The following is a 22329-nucleotide window of genomic DNA, read 5'->3' as shown; positions in this document are numbered from 1 at the left end:
CTACGCCTCCTCTTCCTTCTTGTCCTTGCGGTTGAACTCGATCTCGACACGCGCCTTGGCGATCTCGGCGAACTCCACCCGGCGGGCGGTGGCCTTGCGGCCCTTCACGCCCGGAACCTCCGTGTCGAGGCCGTCCTCGTCCACGGCCAGGATGCGGGTGATCAGCTCGCCGCCCTCGACGAGCTGGAGCTTCACCAGCCGGCCGGTGGCCCGTACGTAGTGGCGGCGCTCGGTCAGCGGACGGTCGGCGCCCGGGGAGCTGACCTCCAGGACGTACTCGCCGTCGCCCATGGCGTCGGTCTCGTCCAGCTTCGCGGAGATCGCGCGGCTCAGCTCGGCGCAGGCGTCCAGTTCGACGCCCTCGTCCGAGTCGACGACGATCCTCAGCAGCCCGCGGCGGCCGGCCCGGGACACCTCGATCTCCTCCAGATCCAGGTTCTCCGCGCGGACGAGCGGCTCAATGAGTCCGCGCAGCCTGTCGCTCTGGGTGGTGCTCATCCGGGTGACTCCTCGGCCGCGTGTGCTGTTGTGGGTGCGTCGCTTCTCATCGCGTGTCGGATCAAGGGTATCCGGTCCCGGAGGGTGTTGCCGTCCACCTCGGGAGCCCCCACGGGTACGCTCGCCTGCGGTGATCTTCGACGGGCGGCCGGGAGGGGTCCGGAATGCTGAGGGAGAGAGCGTGACGACGACGGGCAGACGCGCCCTGCTCCTGGCGGGGGCCTCGGCCGCCGCGGCGGCCCTGACCGGGTGCACCTCCGGCGAGCCGGAACCGCGCCGCCCGAGCGCCGCGGAGGAGGCGGCGGCCCGTGAGGCCGAACGGGTGGCCCGCGCCGAGGCGGCCCTCCGCCGCCGCGCGGTGGCCGCCTCGCGGACCCTGCTGGAACGTTACGACGCCGCCCTCGCCGCCCATCCCGCGCTCCACGCCCGCGTGGCCCCCCTCCGCGCCTCCGCCGCGGCCCATGTGAAGGCCCTCGGCGAGGGGGACCGCCCGTCACCCTCCCCCAGTACGGCGACACCGGCCACGGCCACCACGGCCCCCGCGCCGGCGGTCCCGGCCGACCCGAAGGCCGCCCTGCGGGCGCTGGCCGCCGCCGCGCGGACCGCGTCCGACGCGCACACCGCCGAGCTGCTCGCGGCCCCGCCCGAGTACGCCCGGCTGCTCGCCTCCGTGGCCGCCGCCGGCGCCGGCCACGCCTACCTCCTCACCGAAGGGGCCCGCGCATGAGCGCCCTCCAGGCCGCGCAGGCCGCTCTCGCCGCCGAGCACGCCGCGGTGTACGGCTACGGGGTCGTCGGCGGCCGGGTCGCCGAGGAGCGCCGGGCCGAGGCGACCGCCGCGTACGAGGCGCACCGGGCCCGCCGGGACGCGCTGCGCCGCACCGTCCGGGACCTCGGCGGCACGCCGGCCGCCGCAGCCGCCGCGTACGAGCTGCCCTTCCGGGTCGCCGACCCGGCCGGCGCGGTGCGGCTCGCGGCGTTCCTGGAGGACCGGGTGGCGGGGGTCTACTCCGATCTGGTGCGGGCCGCCGACGGCCCGCTGCGCCGCGAGGCCGCGGCCGCGCTCGGGGAGGCGGCGGTCCGCGCGGTGCGGTGGCGCGGCGGCGACGTAACCTTTCCTGGGCTCGCCGAGCGGGCGTCCTGAGCCCCGCACCGAACGAAGGAACAGCTCACGCATGGGTTTCGAACCGCCTCGGCGACTGGCGACAGCGCTCCGCGAGAGGCACGGGGACGCCGCCGCGGACGACTGGCTCGGGCGGCTGCCCGGCCTCGCCGAGCGGGTGCCCGGGGAGGCCGGTCTGACCGTCGAGCGGGTCGTGGCCCCCGGCGGGCGCGACAGCCTGGTGCTGCTCGTCCACGACGAAGCCGGCGAGCCCGCCGCGCTGAAACTCGCGCCGCCGTTCACCCGGCCGGACCTGGAGCGGGAGGCGCTCGCGCACTGGAACGGCTGGGGCGCGGTCCGGCTCCTCGGCCAGGCCCCGGAAGGCTCCCTCGTCCTCGAACGGCTGCACCCGGAGGTGTCCCTCCGCTCGCTGCCCGAGGCCAAGGCGCTGCTCGAAGCGGCCGGGACCGTACGGAAGCTGTGGGTGGAGCCGCCCGCCGGGCACGGCTTCGAGACGGTGGCGGCCCGGACCGCCCGGCAGGCGGAGGCGATGGAGCCCCACCGCGCCGACGCCGTCGCCGGGGACCTGACCGCGGCGGCCCTCGCGGCCCGCGAGGAGCTGCTCGCCGCCCCGGCCGAGGAGCTGCTGCTGCACGGCGACTTCCGGCAGGGCAAGGTGCTCGCCGGCGACCGGGCGCCCTGGCTGGCCGTGGGCCCCGACCCGCTGGTCGGCGAGCGGGCCTACGACCTCGCGCGGCTGGTACGGGAACGGGTCGAGGACCTGGTCGCCTCCTCCGCGGGCGCCCCCGCGGCCCGGCGCCGCGTCCACAAGCTCGCCGACTCGCTCGACGTGGACCGGGAGCGGCTGCGCGGCTGGACGCTCTTCCGGACCGTCGAGTCCGGCGCCCGGGCGCTGGCGGCGGGCCGGCGGCAGGAGGCCGAATGGCTGCTGGAGTTCGCCGCCTGGCTGTGAGTGCGGGCCCCACTGGAAGGGGAATACCCTTTTTGTAACCCTTTCTCAGGGGGTCGTGATGATCGAGGACATCCTCCTGGCAGCCGCGGGAGCGGCCGCGGCGCTCGCCGTCTACCTGAGCGCGGCGGCGCGGGTGGTCAAGCAGTACGAGCGGGGCGTCGTCTTCCGCTTCGGCCGGCTGCGGGGGGAGGTGCGGTCGCCCGGCTTCACCATGATCGTCCCCGTGGTCGACCGGCTCCACAAGGTGAACATGCAGATCGTCACGATGCCGGTGCCCGCGCAGGAGGGCATCACCCGGGACAACGTGACGGTACGGGTCGACGCGGTCGTCTACTTCAAGGTGGTGGACGCGGCGGAGGCGCTGGTACGGGTCGAGGACTACAAGTTCGCGGTCTCGCAGATGGCGCAGACCTCGCTGCGGTCGATCATCGGCAAGAGCGACCTCGACGACCTGCTGTCCAACCGCGAGAAGCTCAACCAGGGCCTGGAGCTGATGCTGGACTCCCCCGCGATCGGCTGGGGCGTGCAGATCGACCGCGTCGAGATCAAGGACGTCTCCCTCCCGGAGACCATGAAACGCTCGATGGCCCGCCAGGCGGAGGCGGACCGGGAGCGGCGGGCGCGCCTGATCAACGCGGACGCGGAGCTCCAGGCGTCGAAGAAGCTCGCGGAGGCGGCGCACCAGATGGCGGAGGCGCCGTCGGCGCTCCAACTCCGGCTGCTCCAGACGGTGATGGCGGTGGCGGCGGAGAAGAACTCCACCCTGGTCCTCCCGATCCCGGTGGAGCTCCTCCGCTTCCTGGAACGCGCGACCCCGGAGCCGGGGGCGTCCCCGCAGCCCCCGCAGCCCGTAGCGGCCCCAGAGCCGCCGCCCCCGCCCATGCCCCCCATCGAGGACTTCACGGGCCCCTCGGTGGACCCGGCGCCGCGCGACCAGGCGGCCTGACCGGCGGGTCAGCGCAGCGACAGGATCGAGCCCCAGCCGCCCACGCCGATCGTCACGGGCGTGCCGAAGCCGGTGCCCGTCGCGTTGCCCGGGAGGAACCGCAGGTCGCCGGTGCCGGTCCCACCGGGCGCGACGGTGAGCAGGAGGTCGGCGCGGCCGTCGCCGTCGGCGTCCCCGACGGTGCCGGACAACGGGTACGCGGCCGTGCCGGCGGTGCCGATGGCGGTGGGCGCGGGGAGCGCCGCGGCTCCGGCGGACAGGAACTGCCGGAACTGTCCGTCGGCGGCGCGGGCCCACAGGTCGGCGCGGCCGTCGCCGTTCACGTCACCGGGTGCGAGGATCTCCGGCTGCGCGGCGGGCGCCCATTCCGTACCGCCCAGGACGACGGCGTTCCTCGGCAGGGCCGGGTTGACACCGACACTGCCCCGGTGCAGGTAGAGGCCGTTGACGCTGCGGCCCACCAGGTCGGGCTGCCCGTCGCCGTCGACGTCGCCCACGGCGAGGACGCCGGCGTTCTTCCAGCCGGTGGGCCGTGCGCCCATCGGGATGCGCTCGCCGAGGCGGCCGTCACCGGTGTTGGGGTAGACCCAGAGGTTGTCGCCGATGCGGGCGACGACGTCCTCGCGGCCGTCGCCGGTCCAGTCGCCGCGGTGGCTGACTTCGGCGGCGCTCCAGCCGCCGTTGCCGATGACCCGGTAGGAGGCGAAGCGGCCGTTGCCGAGTCCCGGGTACAGACGCAGCGTGCCGTCCTCGTGGGCCGCCAGCAGGTCGCGTACGCCGTCACCGGTGAGGTCCCCGTCGACCGGCGCGGGGCGGTTCCGGAACGACGCCGCCGAGCGGACGAGGAGGTGGTCCTTCACCTTGGTGAGGCCGGTCTCCACGGTCTCGCTCCGCAGGTCGCGGAAGTCCTGCCGGGTGAAGAAGGTGTAGTCGAACTTCGATACGTATTCCGTCTTGTCGCCGTTGACGAGTGTGGGCGCGCCGGACCGGCACGTGGTGTCGCCGCATCCGGCCCCGATGAGGGACAGGGTGCCCGGCCGTCCCGCGTACACCGGGTCCATGTTCGAGTAGTCGGGGCGGGCGTTGAAGTCTCCGGCGAGGATCACCGGCAGACCGTTCGCCCAGTCGTCGATTCGCTCCAACAGCGCCGGGGTGTCGTTCTGTGTCTCCTCGTCCTGCTTCAGATGGGTGCCGCAGGCGAGGACGACGCGCCCTTCCACGGGCGCCTTGGCGCAGACCACCGAACGCGGCTCGGTGACGTCGGCGGTGACCACGGCCGACATCCCGGCGACCTGGCTCTGCGGGCCCTTGACCAGCAGCGCCTGGCCGAAGGTCTGGTCCGCGCCCCACTGGGAACAGCCCGGGGCGGTCCGGTTGCTTCCCCACACTCCCGCGTAGCCGGGCAGCAGCTTCCGCAGCTCGTCGTACTGGCCCTTGCACATCTCCTGGAGCATCACCACGTCGCTGTCCCAGTCGGTGATGTGCCCCACGACGCCGTTGGCCCAGGCGCCGAGGCTCAGCTCGCTCCGGCAGACCGCGGCATCCGCGCCGCAGACGTTGTACGTGATCGTCCGCACCGGCGGGGTGCCCGCCGGTGCCTCGGCGGAGACGGCCTCCGTGGTCGGTGCCCCCGCGACCAGTCCGGCCGCCAGGGCCCCCGCGGCGGCCCAGCCCACCAGTCTTCTTCCTCTACGCACGTGCCCCACCCTCACTCGAAGATCAAACAGACGAGTGAGCGTAGGGCACGTGGACGGAGGAAGCGGTGGGAGAGGCCGGGTATCAGGCGGTGAGGGCCGCCAGGGCTTCCTCGACCGTCATCTCCTCGCGCTCGCCCGTGCGGCGGTCCTTCAGTTCGACGACGCCTTCGGCGGCTCGGCGGCCGGCGACGAGGATCTTCGGGACGCCGATGAGCTCCGCGTCGGTGAACTTGACGCCGGGGGAGACGCCGGCGCGGTCGTCGACGAGGACGCGGAGGCCCGCGGCGGCGAGCTTGTCGGAGACCTCCAGGGCCAGCTCGGTCTGGAGGGCCTTGCCGGCGGCGACGACGTGGACGTCGGCGGGGGCGACCTCGGCCGGCCAGCACAGGCCCTTGTCGTCGGCGGTCTGCTCGGCGAGGGCGGCGACGGCGCGGGAGACGCCGATGCCGTACGAGCCCATGGTCACGCGGACCGGCTTGCCGTTCTGGCCGAGGACGTCGAGCTTCAGGGCGTCCGCGTACTTGCGGCCGAGCTGGAAGATGTGGCCGATCTCGATCGCGCGGTCCAGCTTGAGGCCGGTGCCGCAGGCGGGGCAGGGGTCGCCGTCCTGGACGACGACCACGTCGACGTACTCGCTCACCTCGAAGTCGCGGCCCGCGACGACGTTCTTCGCGTGCATGCCCTCCTTGTTGGCGCCGGTGATCCAGGCGGTGCCGGGGGCCACGCGCGGGTCGGCGAGGTAGGTGACCTTCTCCAGGCCCTGCGGGCCGACGTAGCCGCGGACGAGGTCGGGACGCTGCGCGAAGTCCTCCTCCGTCACCAGCTCGACCGTGGCCGTCGGGCCGAAGTGCGCCTCGACCTTGTCCATGTCGACCTCGCGGTCGCCGGGGACGCCGATGGCGACGATCTCGCCGTCGACCTTCACGAGGAGGTTCTTCAGGGTGGCGGAGGCCGGCACGCCGAGGGAGGCGGCGAGGGTCTCGATCGTCGGGGTGTCGGGGGTGGGGATCTCCTCGGCGGCCGGGACGGCCGAGCCGTCGACCGGCTTCACCGTCTGGTACACCGCTTCGGTGTTCGCCGCGAAGTCGCAGTTCGGGCAGTCGGCGAAGGTGTCCTCGCCGGCCTCGGCCGGGGCGAGGAACTCCTCGGACTTGGAGCCGCCCATGGCGCCGGCGGTGGCGGCGCAGATGCGGTAGTCGAGGCCGAGGCGCTCGAAGATCCGCTGGTAGGCCTGGCGGTGCAGGGCGTAGGAGTGGGCGAGGCCCTCGTCCTCGGTGTCGAAGGAGTACGAGTCCTTCATGAGGAACTCGCGGCCGCGCAGGATGCCGGCGCGGGGGCGGGCCTCGTCCCGGAACTTGGTCTGGATCTGGTAGAGGATGACCGGCAGGTCCTTGTAGGACGAGCACTGGTCCTTCACCAGGAGGGTGAAGATCTCCTCGTGGGTGGGGCCGAGGAGGTAGTCGCCGCCCTTGCGGTCCTGGAGGCGGAAGAGCTCGGCGCCGTACTCGTCCCAGCGGCCGGTGGCCTCGTAGGGCTCGCGGGGCAGCAGGGCGGGGAGGGAGACCTCCTGGGCGCCGACGGCGTCCATCTCCTCGCGGACGATCCGCTCGACGTTGGAGAGGACCTTCTTGCCCAGCGGCAGCCAGCTCCAGATGCCGGCGGCGGTGCGGCGGACGTAGCCGGCGCGGACGAGGAGCTTGTGGCTGAGGACCTCGGCGTCGGCCGGGTCGTCGCGCAGCGTCTTCGCCATCAACTGGGACATGCGCTGGACCGGTGCGTTGGCCATGGTTCTCGTACTCCTGCCGGGACTGACGTTGATGGCCCCGAGGTTATCCGGGCCTCCCCGCCCGCGAGAAATCAGTTCCGGCGCGGGAGCGGCAGCGGGGCGCCCATGACGGCGTACGGGCGGGCCGCGCTCGGGAAGTGGACCTGGCGGGCGAGGTCGGTGTACCCGAGGGAGCGGTAGAGGCCGCGGGCCGGGGACTCGGTGTCGATCGCGGAGAGGATGGAGCGCTTCTCGTCGGCGGTGTCGGTGATGGTGGTGATGAGGCCGCGGCCGAGGCCCCGGCCCTGGAAGGCGGGGTGGACGTGGAGTTCGGTGATGACGAAGGAGTCGTCGAGCCAGTCGGCGGTGCCGGTGGCGCGCAGGTACGGCTCCACCACGGTGGACCACCAGTGGGTGCGGTCGTTGGGCATCCCGTACACGAAGCCGGCGAGCCGCCCGTCGGGGGTGAGGGCCCCGTAGGCGCGGGCGCCGGGGCACATCAGGTGTCGCAGCACGATGTGGCGGCGTACGGCGACCTCCTCGGCGTCGAGGCCGAAGGCGACCGCCTGCACGGCGAGCGCCTCGTCGACCCGGGCGGCGAGGTCGACCGGTCCGATCACGGTGTGTGCGTCGTCCATGCGGCGCACCCTACAAGCGGCTCCCGGTTCAGAACAGCGCGTCAGAACAGCACGCTCATGAAGGCGCCGGTCTCGCGGAAGCCGACGCGGCGGTACGCGGCGCGGGCGGGGGTGTTGTAGTCGTTGACGTACAGGCTGACCACGGGGGCGACGTCGGCGAGGGCGTACTGGACGACGGCGGCCATGCCGGTCTCGGAGAGGCCCTTCCCCCGGTGCTCGGGGGCGACCCAGACGCCCTGGATCTGGCAGGCCTGGCGGGTGGCGGCGCCGATCTCGGCCTTGAAGACGACCCTGCCGTCCTCGATGCGGGCGAAGGAGCGTCCGGCGGCGACGAGTTCGGCGACGCGCGCCTGGTAGAGGAGGCCCCCGTCGCCGGCCAGCGGGGAGACGCCGACCTCCTCGGTGAACATGGCGACGCAGGCGGGCATGATCACGTCCATCTCGTCCTTGCGGACCCGGCGGACGAGGGGGTCGGGGGCGACGGTGGCGGAGGGCTCCTCTGTGACCATGAGGGGCTGGTGGGCGCGGACGTCGCGGGCGGGGCCCCAGGAGGGTTCGAGGAGGTTCCAGAGCTCGGCGGTGGGCTCTGCGGGGCCGACGATCGAGGAGCAGCGGCGGCCGATCCGGCGGGCCCGGTCGGCGAAGGCGCGGACGGCCTCGGGGGTGGCGCAGATGGGCACGAGGTTGGCGCCGGAGTAGCAGAGCGAGGTGAGCCGGCCCTCGGTGTACCAGCCCCACATCTCGCCGCCCAGACGCCAGGGGTCGAGTCCGGCGATCCGGACGCGGGCGGTCACGAAGGCGTTCTCGACGGGGGCGCTCTCCAGGACGGCGAGAGCGGCGCCGAGGTCGGCGGGTTCGAGCACCCGGGTGGTGGTCTGTGTCAACACGAGGGGCCTCACCGTGCGGGTTCTGCTGGTCCTGGCACTGTACCCCTCCCGTCTGCGCGAAGCGTCCCGTGTACGCGGAACCCCTCCGTCCCGGGGGACGGAGGGGTTCCGGGGGTGCGGGTCCGGGTCAGCCGGCGACGGCGACGGTCGGTTCGCCGCTGGTGACGCCGTCCTTCTCCATCTGCTCGGCGATCTTCAGCGCCTCCTCGATGAGGGTCTCGACGATCTTCGACTCGGGGACGGTCTTGATGACCTCGCCCTTGACGAAGATCTGGCCCTTGCCGTTGCCGGAGGCGACGCCGAGGTCGGCCTCGCGGGCCTCGCCGGGGCCGTTGACGACGCAGCCCATGACGGCGACGCGGAGCGGGACGGTCATGCCGTCGAGGCCGGCGGTGACCTCCTCGGCGAGCTTGTAGACGTCGACCTGGGCCCGGCCGCAGGACGGGCAGGAGACGATCTCCAGGCGGCGCTGGCGGAGGTTGAGCGACTCCAGGATCTGGATGCCGACCTTGATCTCCTCGGCCGGCGGGGCGGAGAGGGAGACGCGGATGGTGTCGCCGATGCCCTGGGAGAGGAGGGCGCCGAAGGCGACGGCCGACTTGATGGTGCCCTGGAAGGCGGGGCCGGCCTCGGTGACGCCGAGGTGCAGCGGGTAGTCGCACTGGGCGGCGAGCTGGCGGTAGGCCTCGACCATGACGACCGGGTCGTTGTGCTTGACCGAGATCTTGATGTCGCGGAAGTCGTGCTCCTCGAAGAGGGACGCCTCCCAGAGGGCGGACTCGACGAGCGCCTCGGGGGTGGCCTTGCCGTACTTCTTCAGGAGGCGGGCGTCGAGCGAGCCGGCGTTGACGCCGATGCGGATCGGGGTGCCCGCGTCCTTCGCGGCCTTGGCGATCTCCTTGACCTGGTCGTCGAACTTCTTGATGTTGCCCGGGTTGACGCGGACCGCGGCGCAGCCGGCGTCGATCGCGGCGAAGACGTACTTCGGCTGGAAGTGGATGTCGGCGATCACCGGGATCGAGGACTTCCGGGCGATGGTGGCGAGCGCGTCGGCGTCGTCCTGGGTGGGGCAGGCCACGCGGACGATCTGGCAGCCGGAGGCGGTCAGCTCGGCGATCTGCTGGAGCGTGGCGCCGATGTCGGACGTACGGGTCGTCGTCATCGACTGCACCGAGACGGGTGCGTCACCGCCGACGGCCACGCTGCCGACCTGGATCTGCCGGCTCCTGCGGCGCTCGGCGAGCCGGGTCGGGACGGTGGGGATACCGAGAGAAATCGCGGTCATCTGTAGTGCAACCTCAAAGGTCGTGCGTCGGCGGGCTCAGGCTTCCGAGGTTACCGCCCCGGGGGCGGGGGGCCGGACACGGCGGCGTCCGACCCCCCTGGGAGCTACGTCAGCTTCACCGGGTTGACGATGTCGGCGGCGAGGACGAGCAGCGTGAAACAGACGAAGACGCCGGCGACCACGTAGGCGGCGGGCATCAGCCGGGCCACGTCGAAGGGGCCGGGGTCGGGGCGCTTGAAGATCCGGGCCGTGTGGCGGCGGACGGACTCCCACAGGGCGCCCGCGATGTGGCCGCCGTCGAGCGGCAGCAGCGGGAGCATGTTGAAGAGGAACAGCGAGACGTTGAAGTACACCAGCAGGTTCATGAACATGACCAGGATGCGCTCCGGCGGGAGGTCCAGGTTCATGAGCTCGCCGGTGATGCGGGCGGCGCCGACGACGCCGACGGGCGAGTCCTCGGCGCGCTCGCCGTCGCCGAAGGTGGCGTCCCACAGGCCGGGGATCTTCCCGGGGAGGGCGATCACCGAGTGGAGGCCGTTCTCCAGGAGGTCGCCCATGCGCTCGGTGGTCTCGCCGAAGGTGAGGGGCGCGACCTCCGTCTTGGAGGCGAAGCCGAGGTAGCCGGCGTCGACGTAGGCGAGCGGGCGGGCGATCTGGCCGTCCGCGTCCTTCTTCGCGACCTTGTTGGCGACCAGCGTCGGGTGCAGGTCGAGGCGCTGCCCGTCCCGCTCGACGGTGACCGTGGCGGGGCCGATGGTGTCCCTGATGTGGTTCGACAGGGTGTCCCAGTCGGAGACGGGGGCGCCGTTGAAGGCGACGATCCTGTCGCCCTCGCGCAGCCCCGCCTCGTACGCCGGGGAGACCGGGTCGCCCGGGGCGCAGGCATCCCGCTTCTCGCTCTGCTTGATGACGCACTTCTGGACGCCCGCGACCTTCGTCGTCTGGCCCTCCATGCCGAGGGTCATCAGCGAGCCGTAGAACAGGCCGAGGGCGAGGACCAGGTTCATGAAGGGTCCGGCGAACATGACGATGACGCGCTTCCACGGCTTGCGCGTGTAGAAGAGCCGGGTCTCGTCGCCGGGCTTGAGCTCCTCGTACGAGGCCTCGCGGGCGTCCTCGATCATGGAGCGCCAGGGCGAGGTGGAGCGGGCCTCGATCCGGCCGTCCTGGCCGGGCGGGAACATGCCGATCATGCGGATGTAGCCGCCGGCCGGGATGGCCTTGATGCCGTACTCGGTCTCGCCGCGCTTCTTCGACCACAGGGTGGGGCCGAAGCCGACCATGTACTGCGGCACGCGGATGCCGAAGAGCTTGGCCGTGGAGAGGTGGCCCAGTTCGTGCCAGGCGATGGAGACGAGCAGCCCCAGCGCGAACAGGACGATCCCCAGGATCGTCAGGAGCACTTCCGTCATGCGCGCGCCTCCGCGGTTGCCTTCGCTGCGAGCTCTCGGGCCCGGGCCCGGGCCCAGGTCTCCGCTTCCAGGACGTCCGGCACCGTCAGGGAGGTTCCCCCGGTGGGCCGTCCGTGTTCGGTGACGACCGCCGTGACGGTGTCCATGATGCCGTTGAAGGGGAGCCGCCCGTCGAGGAACGCGGCCACGCACTCCTCGTTGGCGGCGTTGAAGACGGCGGGGGCGGTGCCGCCGAGCTCGCCGACGTGCCGGGCCAGGTTCACCGACGGGAAGGCCTCGTCGTCGAGTGGGAAGAACTCCCAGGTGGAGGCGGTGGACCAGTCGAAGGCGGGGGCCGCGTCGGGGACCCGCTCGGGCCAGCCGATGCCGATGGCGATGGGGCCGCGCATGTCCGGCGGGGTGGCCTGGGCGAGGGTGGAGCCGTCGGTGAACTCGACCATCGAGTGGACGTAGGACTGGGGGTGGACGACGACCTCGATGCGGTCGAAGGGGATGTCGTAGAGAAGGTGCGCCTCGATGACCTCCAGGCCCTTGTTCACGAGGGTGGCGCTGTTGACCGTGATGACCGGCCCCATCGCCCAGGTCGGGTGGGCCAGCGCGTCCTCTCGGGTCACGTCTTCGAGCTCCGCCCGGGTACGGCCGCGGAAGGGGCCGCCGGAGGCGGTGACGACCAGTTTGCGGACGTCGGCGCGGGTGCCGGCGGCGAGCGCCTGGAAGAGGGCGGCGTGTTCGGAGTCGACCGGGATGATCTGGCCGGGCTTCGCGAGCGCCTTGACCAGCGGGCCGCCGACGATCAGCGACTCCTTGTTGGCGAGGGCGAGGGTGCGGCCGGCCTCCAGGGCGGCGAGGGTCGGCGCGAGGCCGATGGAGCCGGTGATGCCGTTGAGGACGGTGTGGCACGGGGAGGCGGCGAGCTCGGTGGCCGCGTCGGGGCCGGCCAGGATCTCCGGCAGCGGCTCGGAACCGTACAGCGCCTTCAGGGCCGTACGCAGCTCCTCCACCGTCTCCTCGCGCGCGACGGCGACCCGGGCGACCCGGAGCCGGTGGGCCTGCTCGGCGAGGAGGCCCACCCGGCCGCCGGAGGCGGCCAGGGCGGTGACCCGGAAGCGGTCGGGGTTGCGCAGCACCAGGTCGATGGCCTGGGTGCCGATGGATCCCGTCGAACCGAGGACGACGACGTCCCGGCGTCCTTCGCTGGTGTCGAAGGCGATGTGCGGGTCGGCGAGAGGAGAGGGGCGGTCGCTCATGCCCCCCATTCTTGCCGCAAACACCGAGCGCTCTTCACGGGGTCCGGGCGAACGCGCCGAACACCCGGTGGAAGTCCGGGAAGGTCTTCTTCACGCAGCCGGGGTCGTCGAAGGTGATGCCGGGGGTGCGCAGGGCGGTGACGGCGAAGGACATGACGATCCGGTGGTCGCCGTGGGTGGCGATCTCCACGGGCCCCGCGGGGGTGCCGGGGTGGATCTCGATCCAGTCGGGTCCCGTGGTGACGGTGACGCCGAGGCGGCGCAGGTTCTCGGCGCAGGCGTCGAGCCGGTCGCACTCCTTGACCCGGGTGTTGGCGACGTCCTCGATGCGGACCGGCCCGTCGGCGAAGGGCGCGATCGCGGCGAGGGTCGGCATGGTGTCGGAGATGTCCCGCATGTTGACGGTGAGTCCGCGCAGGGCGCCGGTGGAGCGGACGGTGGTCGCGTCCGCGGTGACCTCGACGTCGGCGCCCATGCGGCGCAGCACGTCGACGAAGGCGAGGTCGCCCTGGAGGGCGCCGGTGCCGAGGCCGGGGACGGTGACCTCGCGGCCGGGCTGGAGGGCGGCCGCGGCGAAGAAGTAGCTCGCCGTGGAGGCGTCGGGCTCGATCCGGTAGAGCCCCGCCTTGTAGCCGGTGGGGGCGACCTTGTACGTACGCCCCTCCCGGCGTACGTCGGCGCCGAAGGCCCGCATCATCGCGAGGGTGATCTCCACGTACGGCTCCGAGACCAGGTCCGTCACCGTGATGTCGAGACCCTCGGCGGTGAGCGGCCCCAGCATGAGCAGGGCCGTCAGGTACTGGGAGGACTGCCCGGCGTCCAGGGTGAGCGCGCCGCCCTTGACGCCCGCCGCGTGCACGGCGAGCGGGTGGTGGCCCTCCTTCTCCCCGTGCCGCAGGTCCACGCCGAGCTCGCGCAGGGCGGTGGTGAGCGGGCCGAGCGGGCGGCGGCGCATCTGCGCGGAGGCGTCGAAGCGGAAGGTGCCGTGCCCGGCGGCGGCGAGGGCGGGCAGGAAGCGGGCGGTGGTGGCGCCGTCGCGGCAGTACACCTCTGCCCCGTCGGTCCCCGGCCCGGCGGGGCGGCCCTCGATGTGCCAGGCGCCGGGCTCCTGCCGTACGGCGTACCCGAGGGCCCCGAGCCCCTCGGCGAAGCCCTCGGTGTCGTCGGAGACGAGCGGGCGCAGCAGGGTGGTGGTGCCCTCCGCGGCGGCGGCGAGGAAGAGCGCGCGGGCGGTCACGGACTTGGAGCCGGGGATGTCGATGACGGTCACGCCGGTCATCCTGCCCCACGGGGCGGGGAGGCCGTCGGCGCGTTCCGGTCCGTGGACGGGTGGGGAAGCGGACGCACGAGAGGCGGCCCGAGCCCCCGCACAGTGGGCTCGGACCGCCTGGTCTCGTGGACGGATCCTTGGGAGACGGATCCCTCAGAGGGCGAGGCCGGTGAGGACCATGACGCGCTCGTAGGTGTAGTCGTCCATGGCGTACGCGACGCCCTCGCGGCCGACGCCGGAGCGCTTGGCACCGCCGTACGGCATCTGGTCGGCGCGGTACGAGGGGACGTCGCCGACGATCACGCCGCCGACCTCCAGGGCGCGGTGGGCGCGGAAGGCGGTCTGCAGGTCGTGGGTGAAGACGCCGGTCTGGAGGCCGAAGTCGGAGTCGTTGACGGCGGCGAAGGCGGCGGCCTCGCCGTCGGCCTTGGCGACGGTCAGGACCGGGCCGAAGACCTCGGCGCGGGCCAGGGTGACGTCGGCCGGGAGGTCGGTGAGGACGGTCGGGGCGTAGGTGGCGCCCTCGCGCTTGCCGCCCGCGAGGAGCTTGGCGCCGGCGGCGACGGCCTCGTCCACCCAGGACTCGACGCGCTTGGCGGCGTTCTCGTCGACGAGCGGGCCGACGTCGGTGGCGTCGTCCGCCGGGTCGCCGGTGACCTGGGCCTCGACGGCCGCGACGATCTTCGGGAGCAGGCGGTCGTAGACGGAGGCGTCGGCGATCACGCGCTGCACGGAGATGCAGGACTGGCCGCCCTGGTAGTTGGAGAAGGTCGCGATGCGGGTCGCGGCCCAGTCCAGGTCGGCCTCGGAGGACCAGTCGGCGAGGACGACGGCGGCGGCGTTGCCGCCGAGCTCCAGGGTGACGTGCTTGTGCGGCACGGACTCCTTGATGGCGTAGCCGACCTTGTCGGAGCCGGTGAAGGAGATGACGGGGAGGCGCTCGTCCTGGACGAGGGCGGGCATCCGGTCGTTCGGCACGGGCAGGACCGACCAGGAGCCGGCCGGCAGGTCGGTCTCGGCCAGGATCTCGCCCAGGATGAGGGAGGAGATCGGGGTGGCCGGGGCCGGCTTGAGGATGATCGGGGCGCCGACGGCGATGGCCGGGGCGACCTTGTGGGCGCTGAGGTTCAGCGGGAAGTTGAACGGCGCGATGCCGAGGACGACGCCCTTGGGGATGCGGCGGACGAGCGCGAGGCGGCCCACGCCGCCGGCCTCGGTGTCCAGGCGCTGGGCCTCGCCGGCGTTCCAGCGGCGGGCCTCCTCGGCGGCGAAACGGAAGACGGAGACGGCGCGGCCGACCTCGCCGCGGGCCCACTTGACGGGCTTGCCGTTCTCGGCGGAGATGACCTGGGCGATCTCCTCGGTGCGCTCGGCGAGCCGCTTCGACACGTGGTCGAGGGCGGCGGCGCGGACGTGCGCCGGGGTGGCGGCGAACTCGTCGACGACCGCGTGGGCGGCGGCGACGGCCTCCTCGACCTGGGCCTCGGTGGGCACGGCGACCTTGCCGACCAGACGTCCGTCGTACGAGTTCGTGACGTCGAAGGTGGTGTCGCCGGTGGCCTCGCGGCCGGCGACCCAGAAGGCGTGGGTGGTCGTCATTGCGTGTCCCGGCCCTTTCCGTTTCGGGGTTGGCGAGCGGTTGCTCTCCTGACACGTTAGGGCCGGGGACACGGGCTGGCGTTTGTCCGTGTTGGAGTGGTGGGGCGGCGGGTCTGTCCGCTTTGGCCTGCCGGAGGCGGCCGGGAGGGCGTACCGCCGGTGCTTCCGAGGGGCGGGAGGCGCCCGTCACCCCCTGCGTTCGGTGGAGACGATGAGGCAGACGGCCGCCACGACGACCGCGCCGCCGAGGAGGATCGGCCAGGTCAGGGCCTCGCCGAGGATCAGGGTGCCGAGGAGGACGGCGACGACCGGGTTGACGTAGGCGTAGGTGGCGACGAGCGAGACCGGGGCGGACTGGAGGAGCCAGGCGTACGCGGTGAAGGCGACCAGCGAACCGAAGACGACCAGGTAGCCGAGGGCCAGCCAGGAGCCGCCGGAGACGGCGGCCGGGTCGAAGCCGCGCCGCTCGCCGCGGAGGAGGCCGACGACGATCCCGCCGAGACCGCCGGCCAGCATCTCGTACACGCTCGCGGTGAAGGGGTTGGCGGGCAGGGGGAGGCGGGCGGAGGAGACCGTGCCGACCGACCAGAGCAGGGCGGCGAGGACGACGAGGAGGACGCCGCCGATGCCGATCTCGCCGCTGAGGCCCGGCAGGATGAGGACGGCGAGCCCGGCGAGACCGAGGAGGACGCCGCCGTACGCGCCGAGGCCGGGGCGCTCGCCTGCGGCGGTGCGCAGCAGGACGACCCAGACGGGGACGACGGCGATGAGGAGGGCGGCGAGGCCGGAGGGGACGGTGGTCTCGGCGAGGTTGACGAGGCCGTTGCCGCCGAGGATGAGGAGGAGGCCGACGAGCGCGGCGGACCCGAGCTGCCGCCGGTCCGCCTTGAGGGCCGCGGGCCCGTACCGCCAGGCGACGATCGCGGCGAGGAGCAGTCCGGCGACGATGAAGCGGGAGCCGGAGGCCAGGAAGGGCGGGACGGTCTCGACGACGATCCGGATGCCGAGGTAGGTGGAGCCCCAGACGACGTAGACGATGCCGAGGGCGGCCCAGACGGCGCCGGTGAGACGGCGGGCCGGGGCGGGGGCGGGAGCCGCGCTCGCGGGCGGGCCCGGGGGAAGGGGATCGGCGGGGAGGGGATCGGCGGCAGGGCTTGTCATGATCAGGAGAATATTGACTGGACGCACCCCTGACCAGCGATTATGCCCGATTTCGGGCAGGATCGGCTCTCGGCAAGACGTCCGGCGAGCTCCCAAGGGATCCCGGCGGGGCTCCCGGCGGGGCTCCCGGCGGGGCTCCCGGCGGGGCTCCCGGCGGGGCTCCCGGCGGAGGGCTACCCCTCCCCCTCCCCCGTCGCCTTGAGGGCCAGCCACAGCTCCATCCGCACATCGGGGTCGTCCAGCGAGCGGCCGAGGATCTCCTCGACGCGCCGCATCCGGTAGCGCAGGGTGTGCCGGTGGACGCCGAGGTCGGCCGCGGCGGCGTCCCACTGGCCGTGCCGGGAGAGCCAGGCCCGCAGGGAGGCGACCAGGTCGCCGCGGCCGGTGGCGTCGTGTTCGCGCAGCGCCCTCAGGAGGCCGTCGGCGAAGGCGCGGACGGCGTCGTCGGCGAGCAGCGGCAGGACGGAACCGGCCGCCAGGTCCTCGTGCTCGACGAGGGCGCGGCCCCGCCGGCGGGCCACCGAGAGGGCCTGCTCGGCCTGCTTGTACGCGGCTGCCGCGGTGGCGGGTCCCGCGGAGGCGGAGAGCCCGACGACGACACCGGCGTCGTCGGCCTCGCGCTCGGCGTACCCGGCGCAGGCGGCGACGACCGCGCCGCCGTCGCCGGCGAGGACGACGAGCCGGCGGTCGCCCTCGGGGACGGTGAGCACGGCCTCGCCGGCGCGGGCGGCGGCGGCCTCCAGGGCCTCGGCGAGCACGGGCAGCGGAGGTTCGCCGGGGCTCTTCTCGCCGCCGGCGGCGGGCTCGGCGACGAGGAGCCGGAAGGGGGCGTCGAGGAGGCCGCCGTAGACGTCGCCGGCGACGGTACGGGCGTGCTCGGACTGTCCGGCGAGCATCATGCGCACCACGGCGGCGCCGAGCCGGTGTTCGGCGGCCTGGAGGGAGCGGGAGCGTTCGGTGGTGAGGGTGAGCAGGGCGATCGCGGAGTGGACGGCGTACCGCTCGGCGGTGCCGAGGGGCGCGCCGGTGCCGACGGCGAGGGCGCCGCGGACCCGGCGGCCGGTCCCGAGGGACTGGAGCTCGACCCGGTCGTCGGTGCCGCCGACCACGGCGCTGGCGGGGGCGGGCCGCTCGCGCAGCCGCTCCACGTCCGGGGTGAGGCGGGCGGCGCGGCGGGCCGCCCAGTCGGGCGAGACGGTGACGACGGCCCCGGAGGCGTCGTAGAGGGCGGCCCAGCCGTCGACGTGCGCGGCGAGCCGGGCGACGACGGCGTCCGGTCCCTCGGCGAGCGCGGCCCTGGTGAGCTCGCGCTGCGCCTCGAAGCCCGCGGTCACGGCCCGGTACTGGTCGGCCGCGATCGCCGCCGACACGGCCTTGCTGATGGCGAGGAACGGCGTGCGGCGCGGCACTTCGAGCAGCGGCAGGTGCTCGGCGCGGGCGGCGTCGAGGAGGGCGTCCGGGATGTCGTCGTAGTTCACCCCGACGGCGAACCCGAGCCCCACCACCCCGGCGCCGAGCAGCCGCCGCACGTACCGCCGCATCGCCTCGCCGTCCTCGGCGTCGAGCGTGAGGCCGGTGGTGAGCAGCAGCTCCCCGCCCTCCATGTACGGCACGGGATCGGCCAGCTCGCTGACGTGCGCCCAGCGGACGGGCGTGTCGAGACGGTCCTCGCCGGCCCGGACGACGAGCCGGAGCGAGGAGTGCTGGACGAGCGAGGCGAGGGTGGGCGGCATCGGGAACCGGCGGACCTTTGGGCGGGGCCGAGCACCGGAAGCCGGGCCCGGCGGCGGAACGCCGCTGGGGAGGGCGGCGCACCCGATTGTGCCAGGGCCGGGGGTGGGGCGCTTCAGCCGCGCAGGTCGACCAGGACCGGGGGCATGTTCTCCCCGTGGACGGTCGTCAGGGAGACGACGGCGTGTCCGGGCGGGACGGAGTGCGCGAGTTCGGAGGCGGACCAGCGCTCGCGCTCGACCTTCCGCAGGGTGACGGCGTCGGTGGTGACCGCCTTGCCGGTGATCCTCTTGCGCAGGGCGTGGATGGCCCGGGTCATCGGCTGGTTGGCGAAGACCGTGTGGTGGGCGACCTCCTCGGTCTCCACCCATTCGGTGCCCCACGCCTCCGCGAAGCCGCGGCCGTCCCAGGTGGTGATGCCGGAGAGGGCGGCGCGGCAGCCGACGGCCGCGAGCAGCGGGCCGTGCAGCGGTTCGGGCACGTCGCCGAGGGTCCGCAGGCCGAGGACGACGCCGGCCTCACGGGTGCGGAGCCGCTGGAGGGCGCGGACGGTGCCACTGGTGAGCGCGCCGGTGGCGTCGTCGAGGACGAGGCCGACGAAGTGGCTCCGGCGTCCGCCGGCCCGGGCGGCGGCCAGGAACTGGGCGAGGACGAGCCGGGCGAGGAGCTGGGCCGCCTCCTCGTGTCCGTGGTCGGGGAGCTGGACGCGGACGCGGAGCGGGTGGTGGACGACGGTGTTCAGGGAGAAGGGCTGGGCTCCGCCCGTGCCGGCGCCGAAGAAGTCCGCGAAGGCGGGGCGGTCGAGGAGGGCGAGCCGGTCGGCGAGGAGCGGCCCGGGGTCGGCGGGTCCTCCCGCCTGGCGGATCCGGCCCTCCAGTTCGCGCCGCATGGCGGCGGCGGCGGGCAGCCGGTCGAGCAGGGCGGTCAGCGGTCCGGCGTCCGCCTCCAGGAGCTCGCGGAGCACCGGGACCGGCGGGAAGGTGCCGTGGACGGCCCGGTAGGGGCCGAGGAGCTGGGCGAGGACGGTGGCGGCGCGGCGCGGGTCGAGCGACTCGGCGTCCCCGGCGAGGCCCTCGGCGAGGAGGGCGGCGGCCTCGTCCGGGCCGGTGAGACCGCCGTAGAGGTCGAGGTCGTAGGGGGAGGTGGGGTCGCCGAGCCGGACCACCACGTCGTACGCGGTGTCGGGGCCGTACGGGGCGGTGGGGCCGCCCACGGCGACGACCGCGCAGGTGCCGGTGAGGGCCTGGAGGGTGAGGGCCTCGGCGGCCGCCGCGGTGAGCCCCGTCCCGGCCGGGCCGACGACGAGCAGCGAGGTGCCGAGCGCGGCGGGGTCGAGCGCGACGCCGGCGCCGCGGTAGGCGGCCGGGTTGCGTTCGGCGGCCACGGCCCGTCCGATCCGGACCTGGCCGAGGAGCAGGTCGTGGGTGGCGAGCCGGCGCGGGAGGTCGCGGTCTCCGGAAGGGTGCGCCCAGGCGGCGGCGCCGTGCCGCAGGACCGTGTCGACGAACCCGGCGAGGCGTCCCGCGTCGTCCCGGCTCCGCTCCCAGTGCCCGTGGATCCGGGCGCAGTCGACCTCGTTCATCCGCCCGGCCGACAGTTCGGCGGAGAGCAGGTCGGCGACCTGGGTCTGCCCCAGGGCGCGCGGCCCGGGCCAGGTGGACCGGGGGGCGGGGGCGTCGGGGGCCGGGGCGGGGCGCCGGGAGCGCAGCAGGCCGCGGAGGAAGCCGCGCCAGTCGCCGAGGCGGGCGAAGGGCCACAGCACTCCGGCGGTGATGAGGAGGGTGAGGAGGTAGAGGGGGACGGGCGTGACGATGCCGTAGCCGCCGCCGAGGAGGACGAGGAGGGAGAAGAAGGGGGAGGCGACGGGCAGCGGGTCCCAGTCGACGAAGGGGAACCACTCGGGCCAGACGAAGGTGAGGGTGACGAGCCCGGCGCCGGCGGTGAGCGCCGCCCGGGCGGGCGGCCCGTAGGGCGCCAGGAGGTGGCGTACGACGGTGCCCCAGGCCCCGAGCCGGGCGACCGCGAAGACGATCGCCCCGAAGACGACCCCGCTGTAGACGATGTGCGCCTCGGTGCCGTGCCAGTCGCGGGCTGTGGTGGTCCCGGCGTACCACCACTCCTCGGGGGTGAGCACCTTCAGCGGGACCCACAGGTAGGGGACCCCTCCGCGGCGCCAGACGGACCACAGGATCAGGCCGATGACGACGGGGATGACGAGCCCGGCCACGGTGACAGGGGCGAGCCGGTTCGTCTCCCGGGGCGGGGCCGGCGGGACGTGCCGGAGGCGCCAGATGCCGGGGGCGGTCTCGGGCCGGGGGGCGTCCAGCCAGTCGGCGACGGCGTTCCGCGTCCCGGGGGCACCGGCGGGCCGCGGGGGGACGGCCGCCGGCGCGGAAGGCGGTACGGGCGGTACGGGCGGACCCGCCGGGTGCGGGACCGCCGCCCCCCTCGTGTCGCGTGACTCGTACGTGCCGTCGGTCTCCATGAACCCCTGCCCCCTGACCAGCCAGGTCGCCGCGTCTGTGCCAGCGTCAATCTAGTGGGCGCAGGGCTTCACGGGAGGGTTTCGGAGACGGGTCCGGGGGTGCGGCGGGGAAAGTCGGCCATCGGGGTGGTCTGTCCACGGCGTCCAATGACACGCCGCCAACACTCCCGATCGGCGCATGCCCGGAGCCCTTTCCCCCGCCTAGCCTGCGGAGGAAACCCGCAAGAGCGTCCAGAACACCCCAGGAGCCCCGCATGAACGCTGTCCCGCAGGAGCGGCGCGTCGTCACCGCCATCCCCGGCCCGAAGTCGCAGGAGCTTCAGGCCCGCCGTCTCGACACGGTCGCCGGCGGTGTGGGCTCCGTGCTGCCCGTCTTCACCAGGCGTGCGGGCGGCGGCATCATCGAGGACGTCGACGGGAACCTGCTGATCGACTTCGGTTCCGGCATCGCCGTGACCTCCGTGGGCGCCTCCGCCGAGGCCGTCGTGCGCCGTGCCTCCGCGCAGCTGCAGGACTTCACCCACACCTGCTTCATGGTGACGCCGTACGAGGGCTACGTGGAGGTCTGCGAGGCGCTGGCCGAGCTGACCCCGGGCGACCACGCCAAGAAGTCGGCGCTGTTCAACTCGGGCGCCGAGGCCGTCGAGAACGCGGTGAAGATCGCCCGTTCGTACACCAAGCGCCAGGCCGTCGTCGTCTTCGACCACGGCTACCACGGCCGTACCAACCTCACCATGGGCATGACGGCGAAGAACATGCCGTACAAGCAGGGCTTCGGCCCGTTCGCGCCCGAGGTCTACCGCGTGCCGGTCGCCTACGGCTACCGCTGGCCCACCGGCGCCGAGAACTGCGGCCCCGAGGCCGCCGCCCAGGCGATCGACAACATCACCAAGCAGATCGGCGCCGAGAACGTCGCCGCGATCGTCATCGAGCCGGTGCTCGGCGAGGGCGGCTTCATCGAGCCGGCCAAGGGCTTCCTGCCGGCGATCGTGAAGTTCGCCAACGACAACGGCATCGTCTTCGTCGCCGACGAGATCCAGGCCGGCTTCTGCCGCACCGGCCAGTGGTTCGCCTGCGAGGACGAGGGCATCGTCCCGGACCTCATCACCACCGCCAAGGGCATCGCGGGCGGTCTGCCGCTCGCCGCCGTCACCGGCCGCGCCGAGATCATGGACTCCGTCCACGGCGGCGGCCTGGGCGGCACCTACGGCGGCAACCCGGTGGCCTGCGCCGGTGCGCTCGGCGCCATCGAGACGATGAAGGAGCTGGACCTCAACGGGAAGGCCAAGCGCATCGAGGAGGTCATGAAGGGCCGCCTCACCGGGATGCAGGAGAAGTTCCCGGTCATCGGCGACATCCGCGGCCGCGGCGCCATGATCGCCATCGAGCTGGTGAAGGACCCGGAGACGAAGGAGCCGGCCCCGGAGGCCGCCGCCGCGCTCGCCAAGTACTGCCACAACGAGGGCGTTCTCGTCCTCACCTGCGGCACCTACGGCAACGTGCTGCGCTTCCTGCCGCCGCTGGTCATCGGCGAGGACCTGCTGAACGAGGGTCTGGACGTCATCGAGAGCGCCCTCGCCGCCCTCTGAGCCGGGCTTCCGAGCCGGGCCTCTGAGTGGGGCCTCTGGCCCGGA

Annotated in this window: 18 protein-coding genes; 5 read left to right on the top strand and 13 right to left on the bottom strand. The window is 73.7% G+C overall.

Annotated elements, in window-relative coordinates; genetic code table 11:
• Entirely contained in the window at positions 1-498 is a 498-nt protein-coding gene (rimP, locus tag QK442_RS13075) for a ribosome maturation factor RimP (protein ID WP_282694073.1), read from the bottom strand.
• A gap of 181 nt (positions 499-679) precedes the next feature.
• On the opposite strand from rimP, the gene QK442_RS13070 reads away from it, so the two are divergent.
• From QK442_RS13070 to QK442_RS13055, 4 genes are read left to right on the top strand one after another with little or no spacing between them, the layout of a single operon-like run.
• Positions 680-1225, top strand: coding sequence for a hypothetical protein (locus QK442_RS13070; protein WP_282694072.1), 546 nt, complete (start codon positions 680-682; stop codon positions 1223-1225).
• Positions 1222-1641: a ferritin-like domain-containing protein gene (locus QK442_RS13065; RefSeq protein ID WP_282694071.1), complete on the top strand. Its 420-nt coding sequence runs from the start codon at positions 1222-1224 to the stop codon at positions 1639-1641. Before QK442_RS13070 ends, QK442_RS13065 begins: the two co-directional genes overlap by 4 nt.
• Positions 1642-1672: 31 nt before the next feature.
• Entirely contained in the window at positions 1673-2572 is a 900-nt protein-coding gene (locus QK442_RS13060; protein ID WP_282694070.1) for an aminoglycoside phosphotransferase family protein, read from the top strand.
• 58 nt (positions 2573-2630) lie between these two features.
• Positions 2631-3518, top strand: a complete 888-nt coding sequence (locus QK442_RS13055) for a slipin family protein (protein ID WP_282694069.1) — start codon at positions 2631-2633, stop codon at positions 3516-3518.
• Positions 3519-3526: 8 nt separating this feature from the next.
• On the opposite strand, the gene QK442_RS13050 is transcribed toward QK442_RS13055, so the two are convergent.
• The 12 genes from QK442_RS13050 to QK442_RS12995 all read right to left on the bottom strand — a co-directional run bounded on the left by QK442_RS13050 (position 3527) and on the right by QK442_RS12995 (position 20695).
• Positions 3527-5194, bottom strand: coding sequence for an FG-GAP-like repeat-containing protein (locus QK442_RS13050; protein WP_282694068.1), 1668 nt, complete (start codon positions 5192-5194; stop codon positions 3527-3529).
• Between the two features lie 103 nt (positions 5195-5297).
• Entirely contained in the window at positions 5298-7001 is a 1704-nt protein-coding gene (locus tag QK442_RS13045) for a proline--tRNA ligase (protein WP_282694067.1), read from the bottom strand.
• 71 nt (positions 7002-7072) lie between these two features.
• Positions 7073-7618, bottom strand: a complete 546-nt coding sequence (locus QK442_RS13040; RefSeq protein ID WP_282694066.1) for a GNAT family N-acetyltransferase — start codon at positions 7616-7618, stop codon at positions 7073-7075.
• A 41-nt stretch (positions 7619-7659) separates the two neighbouring features.
• Positions 7660-8505, bottom strand: a complete 846-nt coding sequence (locus QK442_RS13035; RefSeq protein WP_282694065.1) for a GNAT family N-acetyltransferase — start codon at positions 8503-8505, stop codon at positions 7660-7662.
• Between the two features lie 127 nt (positions 8506-8632).
• Positions 8633-9790, bottom strand: coding sequence for a flavodoxin-dependent (E)-4-hydroxy-3-methylbut-2-enyl-diphosphate synthase (gene ispG / locus QK442_RS13030; protein WP_282694064.1), 1158 nt, complete (start codon positions 9788-9790; stop codon positions 8633-8635).
• A 104-nt stretch (positions 9791-9894) separates the two neighbouring features.
• Positions 9895-11202, bottom strand: a complete 1308-nt coding sequence (locus QK442_RS13025; RefSeq protein WP_282694063.1) for a site-2 protease family protein — start codon at positions 11200-11202, stop codon at positions 9895-9897.
• On the bottom strand, positions 11199-12449 hold the full coding sequence (dxr, locus tag QK442_RS13020) for a 1-deoxy-D-xylulose-5-phosphate reductoisomerase (protein ID WP_282694062.1): 1251 nt from the start codon (positions 12447-12449) through the stop codon (positions 11199-11201). Before dxr ends, QK442_RS13025 begins: the two co-directional genes overlap by 4 nt.
• A 34-nt stretch (positions 12450-12483) precedes the next feature.
• Positions 12484-13719: a 3-phosphoshikimate 1-carboxyvinyltransferase gene (gene aroA, locus QK442_RS13015; protein ID WP_282694061.1), complete on the bottom strand. Its 1236-nt coding sequence runs from the start codon at positions 13717-13719 to the stop codon at positions 12484-12486.
• A gap of 153 nt (positions 13720-13872) precedes the next feature.
• The gene (locus QK442_RS13010) at positions 13873-15318 is read right to left on the bottom strand and encodes an aldehyde dehydrogenase family protein (protein ID WP_282694060.1); all 1446 of its coding nucleotides are present in this window, start codon (positions 15316-15318) and stop codon (positions 13873-13875) included.
• Between the two features lie 186 nt (positions 15319-15504).
• The gene (locus tag QK442_RS13005; protein ID WP_282694059.1) at positions 15505-16479 is read right to left on the bottom strand and encodes an EamA family transporter; all 975 of its coding nucleotides are present in this window, start codon (positions 16477-16479) and stop codon (positions 15505-15507) included.
• A gap of 173 nt (positions 16480-16652) precedes the next feature.
• Complete coding sequence (locus tag QK442_RS13000) at positions 16653-18212, bottom strand: PucR family transcriptional regulator (protein ID WP_282694058.1); 1560 nt, start codon at positions 18210-18212, stop codon at positions 16653-16655.
• A gap of 113 nt (positions 18213-18325) precedes the next feature.
• A complete protein-coding gene (locus QK442_RS12995; RefSeq protein WP_282694057.1) occupies positions 18326-20695 on the bottom strand; it encodes an ATP/GTP-binding protein in 2370 nt (789 codons plus the stop codon).
• A gap of 254 nt (positions 20696-20949) precedes the next feature.
• Here QK442_RS12995 and gabT point away from each other — a divergent pair, with 254 nt between their 5' ends.
• A complete protein-coding gene (gene gabT / locus QK442_RS12990) occupies positions 20950-22284 on the top strand; it encodes a 4-aminobutyrate--2-oxoglutarate transaminase (protein WP_282694056.1) in 1335 nt (444 codons plus the stop codon).
• Positions 22285-22329 lie beyond the last annotated feature (45 nt).

The sequence above is a fragment of the Streptomyces sp. CC208A genome, assembly GCF_030010625.1.
Taxonomy (GTDB): domain Bacteria; phylum Actinomycetota; class Actinomycetes; order Streptomycetales; family Streptomycetaceae; genus Streptomyces.
This window is presented reverse-complemented; position numbering and strand designations above follow the sequence as displayed.

Bases quoted from the DNA above. Each gene is read 5' to 3' on its own strand.
- rimP (WP_282694073.1), bottom strand. From the start codon at position 498: ATGAGCACCACCCAGAGCGACAGGCTGCGCGGACTCATTGAGCCGCTC.
- QK442_RS13065 (WP_282694071.1), top strand. From the start codon at position 1,222: ATGAGCGCCCTCCAGGCCGCGCAGGCCGCTCTCGCCGCCGAGCACGCC.
- QK442_RS13060 (WP_282694070.1), top strand. From the start codon at position 1,673: ATGGGTTTCGAACCGCCTCGGCGACTGGCGACAGCGCTCCGCGAGAGG.
- QK442_RS13055 (WP_282694069.1), top strand. From the start codon at position 2,631: ATGATCGAGGACATCCTCCTGGCAGCCGCGGGAGCGGCCGCGGCGCTC.
- QK442_RS13045 (WP_282694067.1), bottom strand. From the start codon at position 7,001: ATGGCCAACGCACCGGTCCAGCGCATGTCCCAGTTGATGGCGAAGACG.
- QK442_RS13040 (WP_282694066.1), bottom strand. From the start codon at position 7,618: ATGGACGACGCACACACCGTGATCGGACCGGTCGACCTCGCCGCCCGG.
- ispG (WP_282694064.1), bottom strand. From the start codon at position 9,790: ATGACCGCGATTTCTCTCGGTATCCCCACCGTCCCGACCCGGCTCGCC.
- QK442_RS13025 (WP_282694063.1), bottom strand. From the start codon at position 11,202: ATGACGGAAGTGCTCCTGACGATCCTGGGGATCGTCCTGTTCGCGCTG.
- dxr (WP_282694062.1), bottom strand. From the start codon at position 12,449: ATGAGCGACCGCCCCTCTCCTCTCGCCGACCCGCACATCGCCTTCGAC.
- QK442_RS13010 (WP_282694060.1), bottom strand. From the start codon at position 15,318: ATGACGACCACCCACGCCTTCTGGGTCGCCGGCCGCGAGGCCACCGGC.
- QK442_RS13005 (WP_282694059.1), bottom strand. From the start codon at position 16,479: ATGACAAGCCCTGCCGCCGATCCCCTCCCCGCCGATCCCCTTCCCCCG.
- QK442_RS13000 (WP_282694058.1), bottom strand. From the start codon at position 18,212: ATGCCGCCCACCCTCGCCTCGCTCGTCCAGCACTCCTCGCTCCGGCTC.
- QK442_RS12995 (WP_282694057.1), bottom strand. From the start codon at position 20,695: ATGGAGACCGACGGCACGTACGAGTCACGCGACACGAGGGGGGCGGCG.
- gabT (WP_282694056.1), top strand. From the start codon at position 20,950: ATGAACGCTGTCCCGCAGGAGCGGCGCGTCGTCACCGCCATCCCCGGC.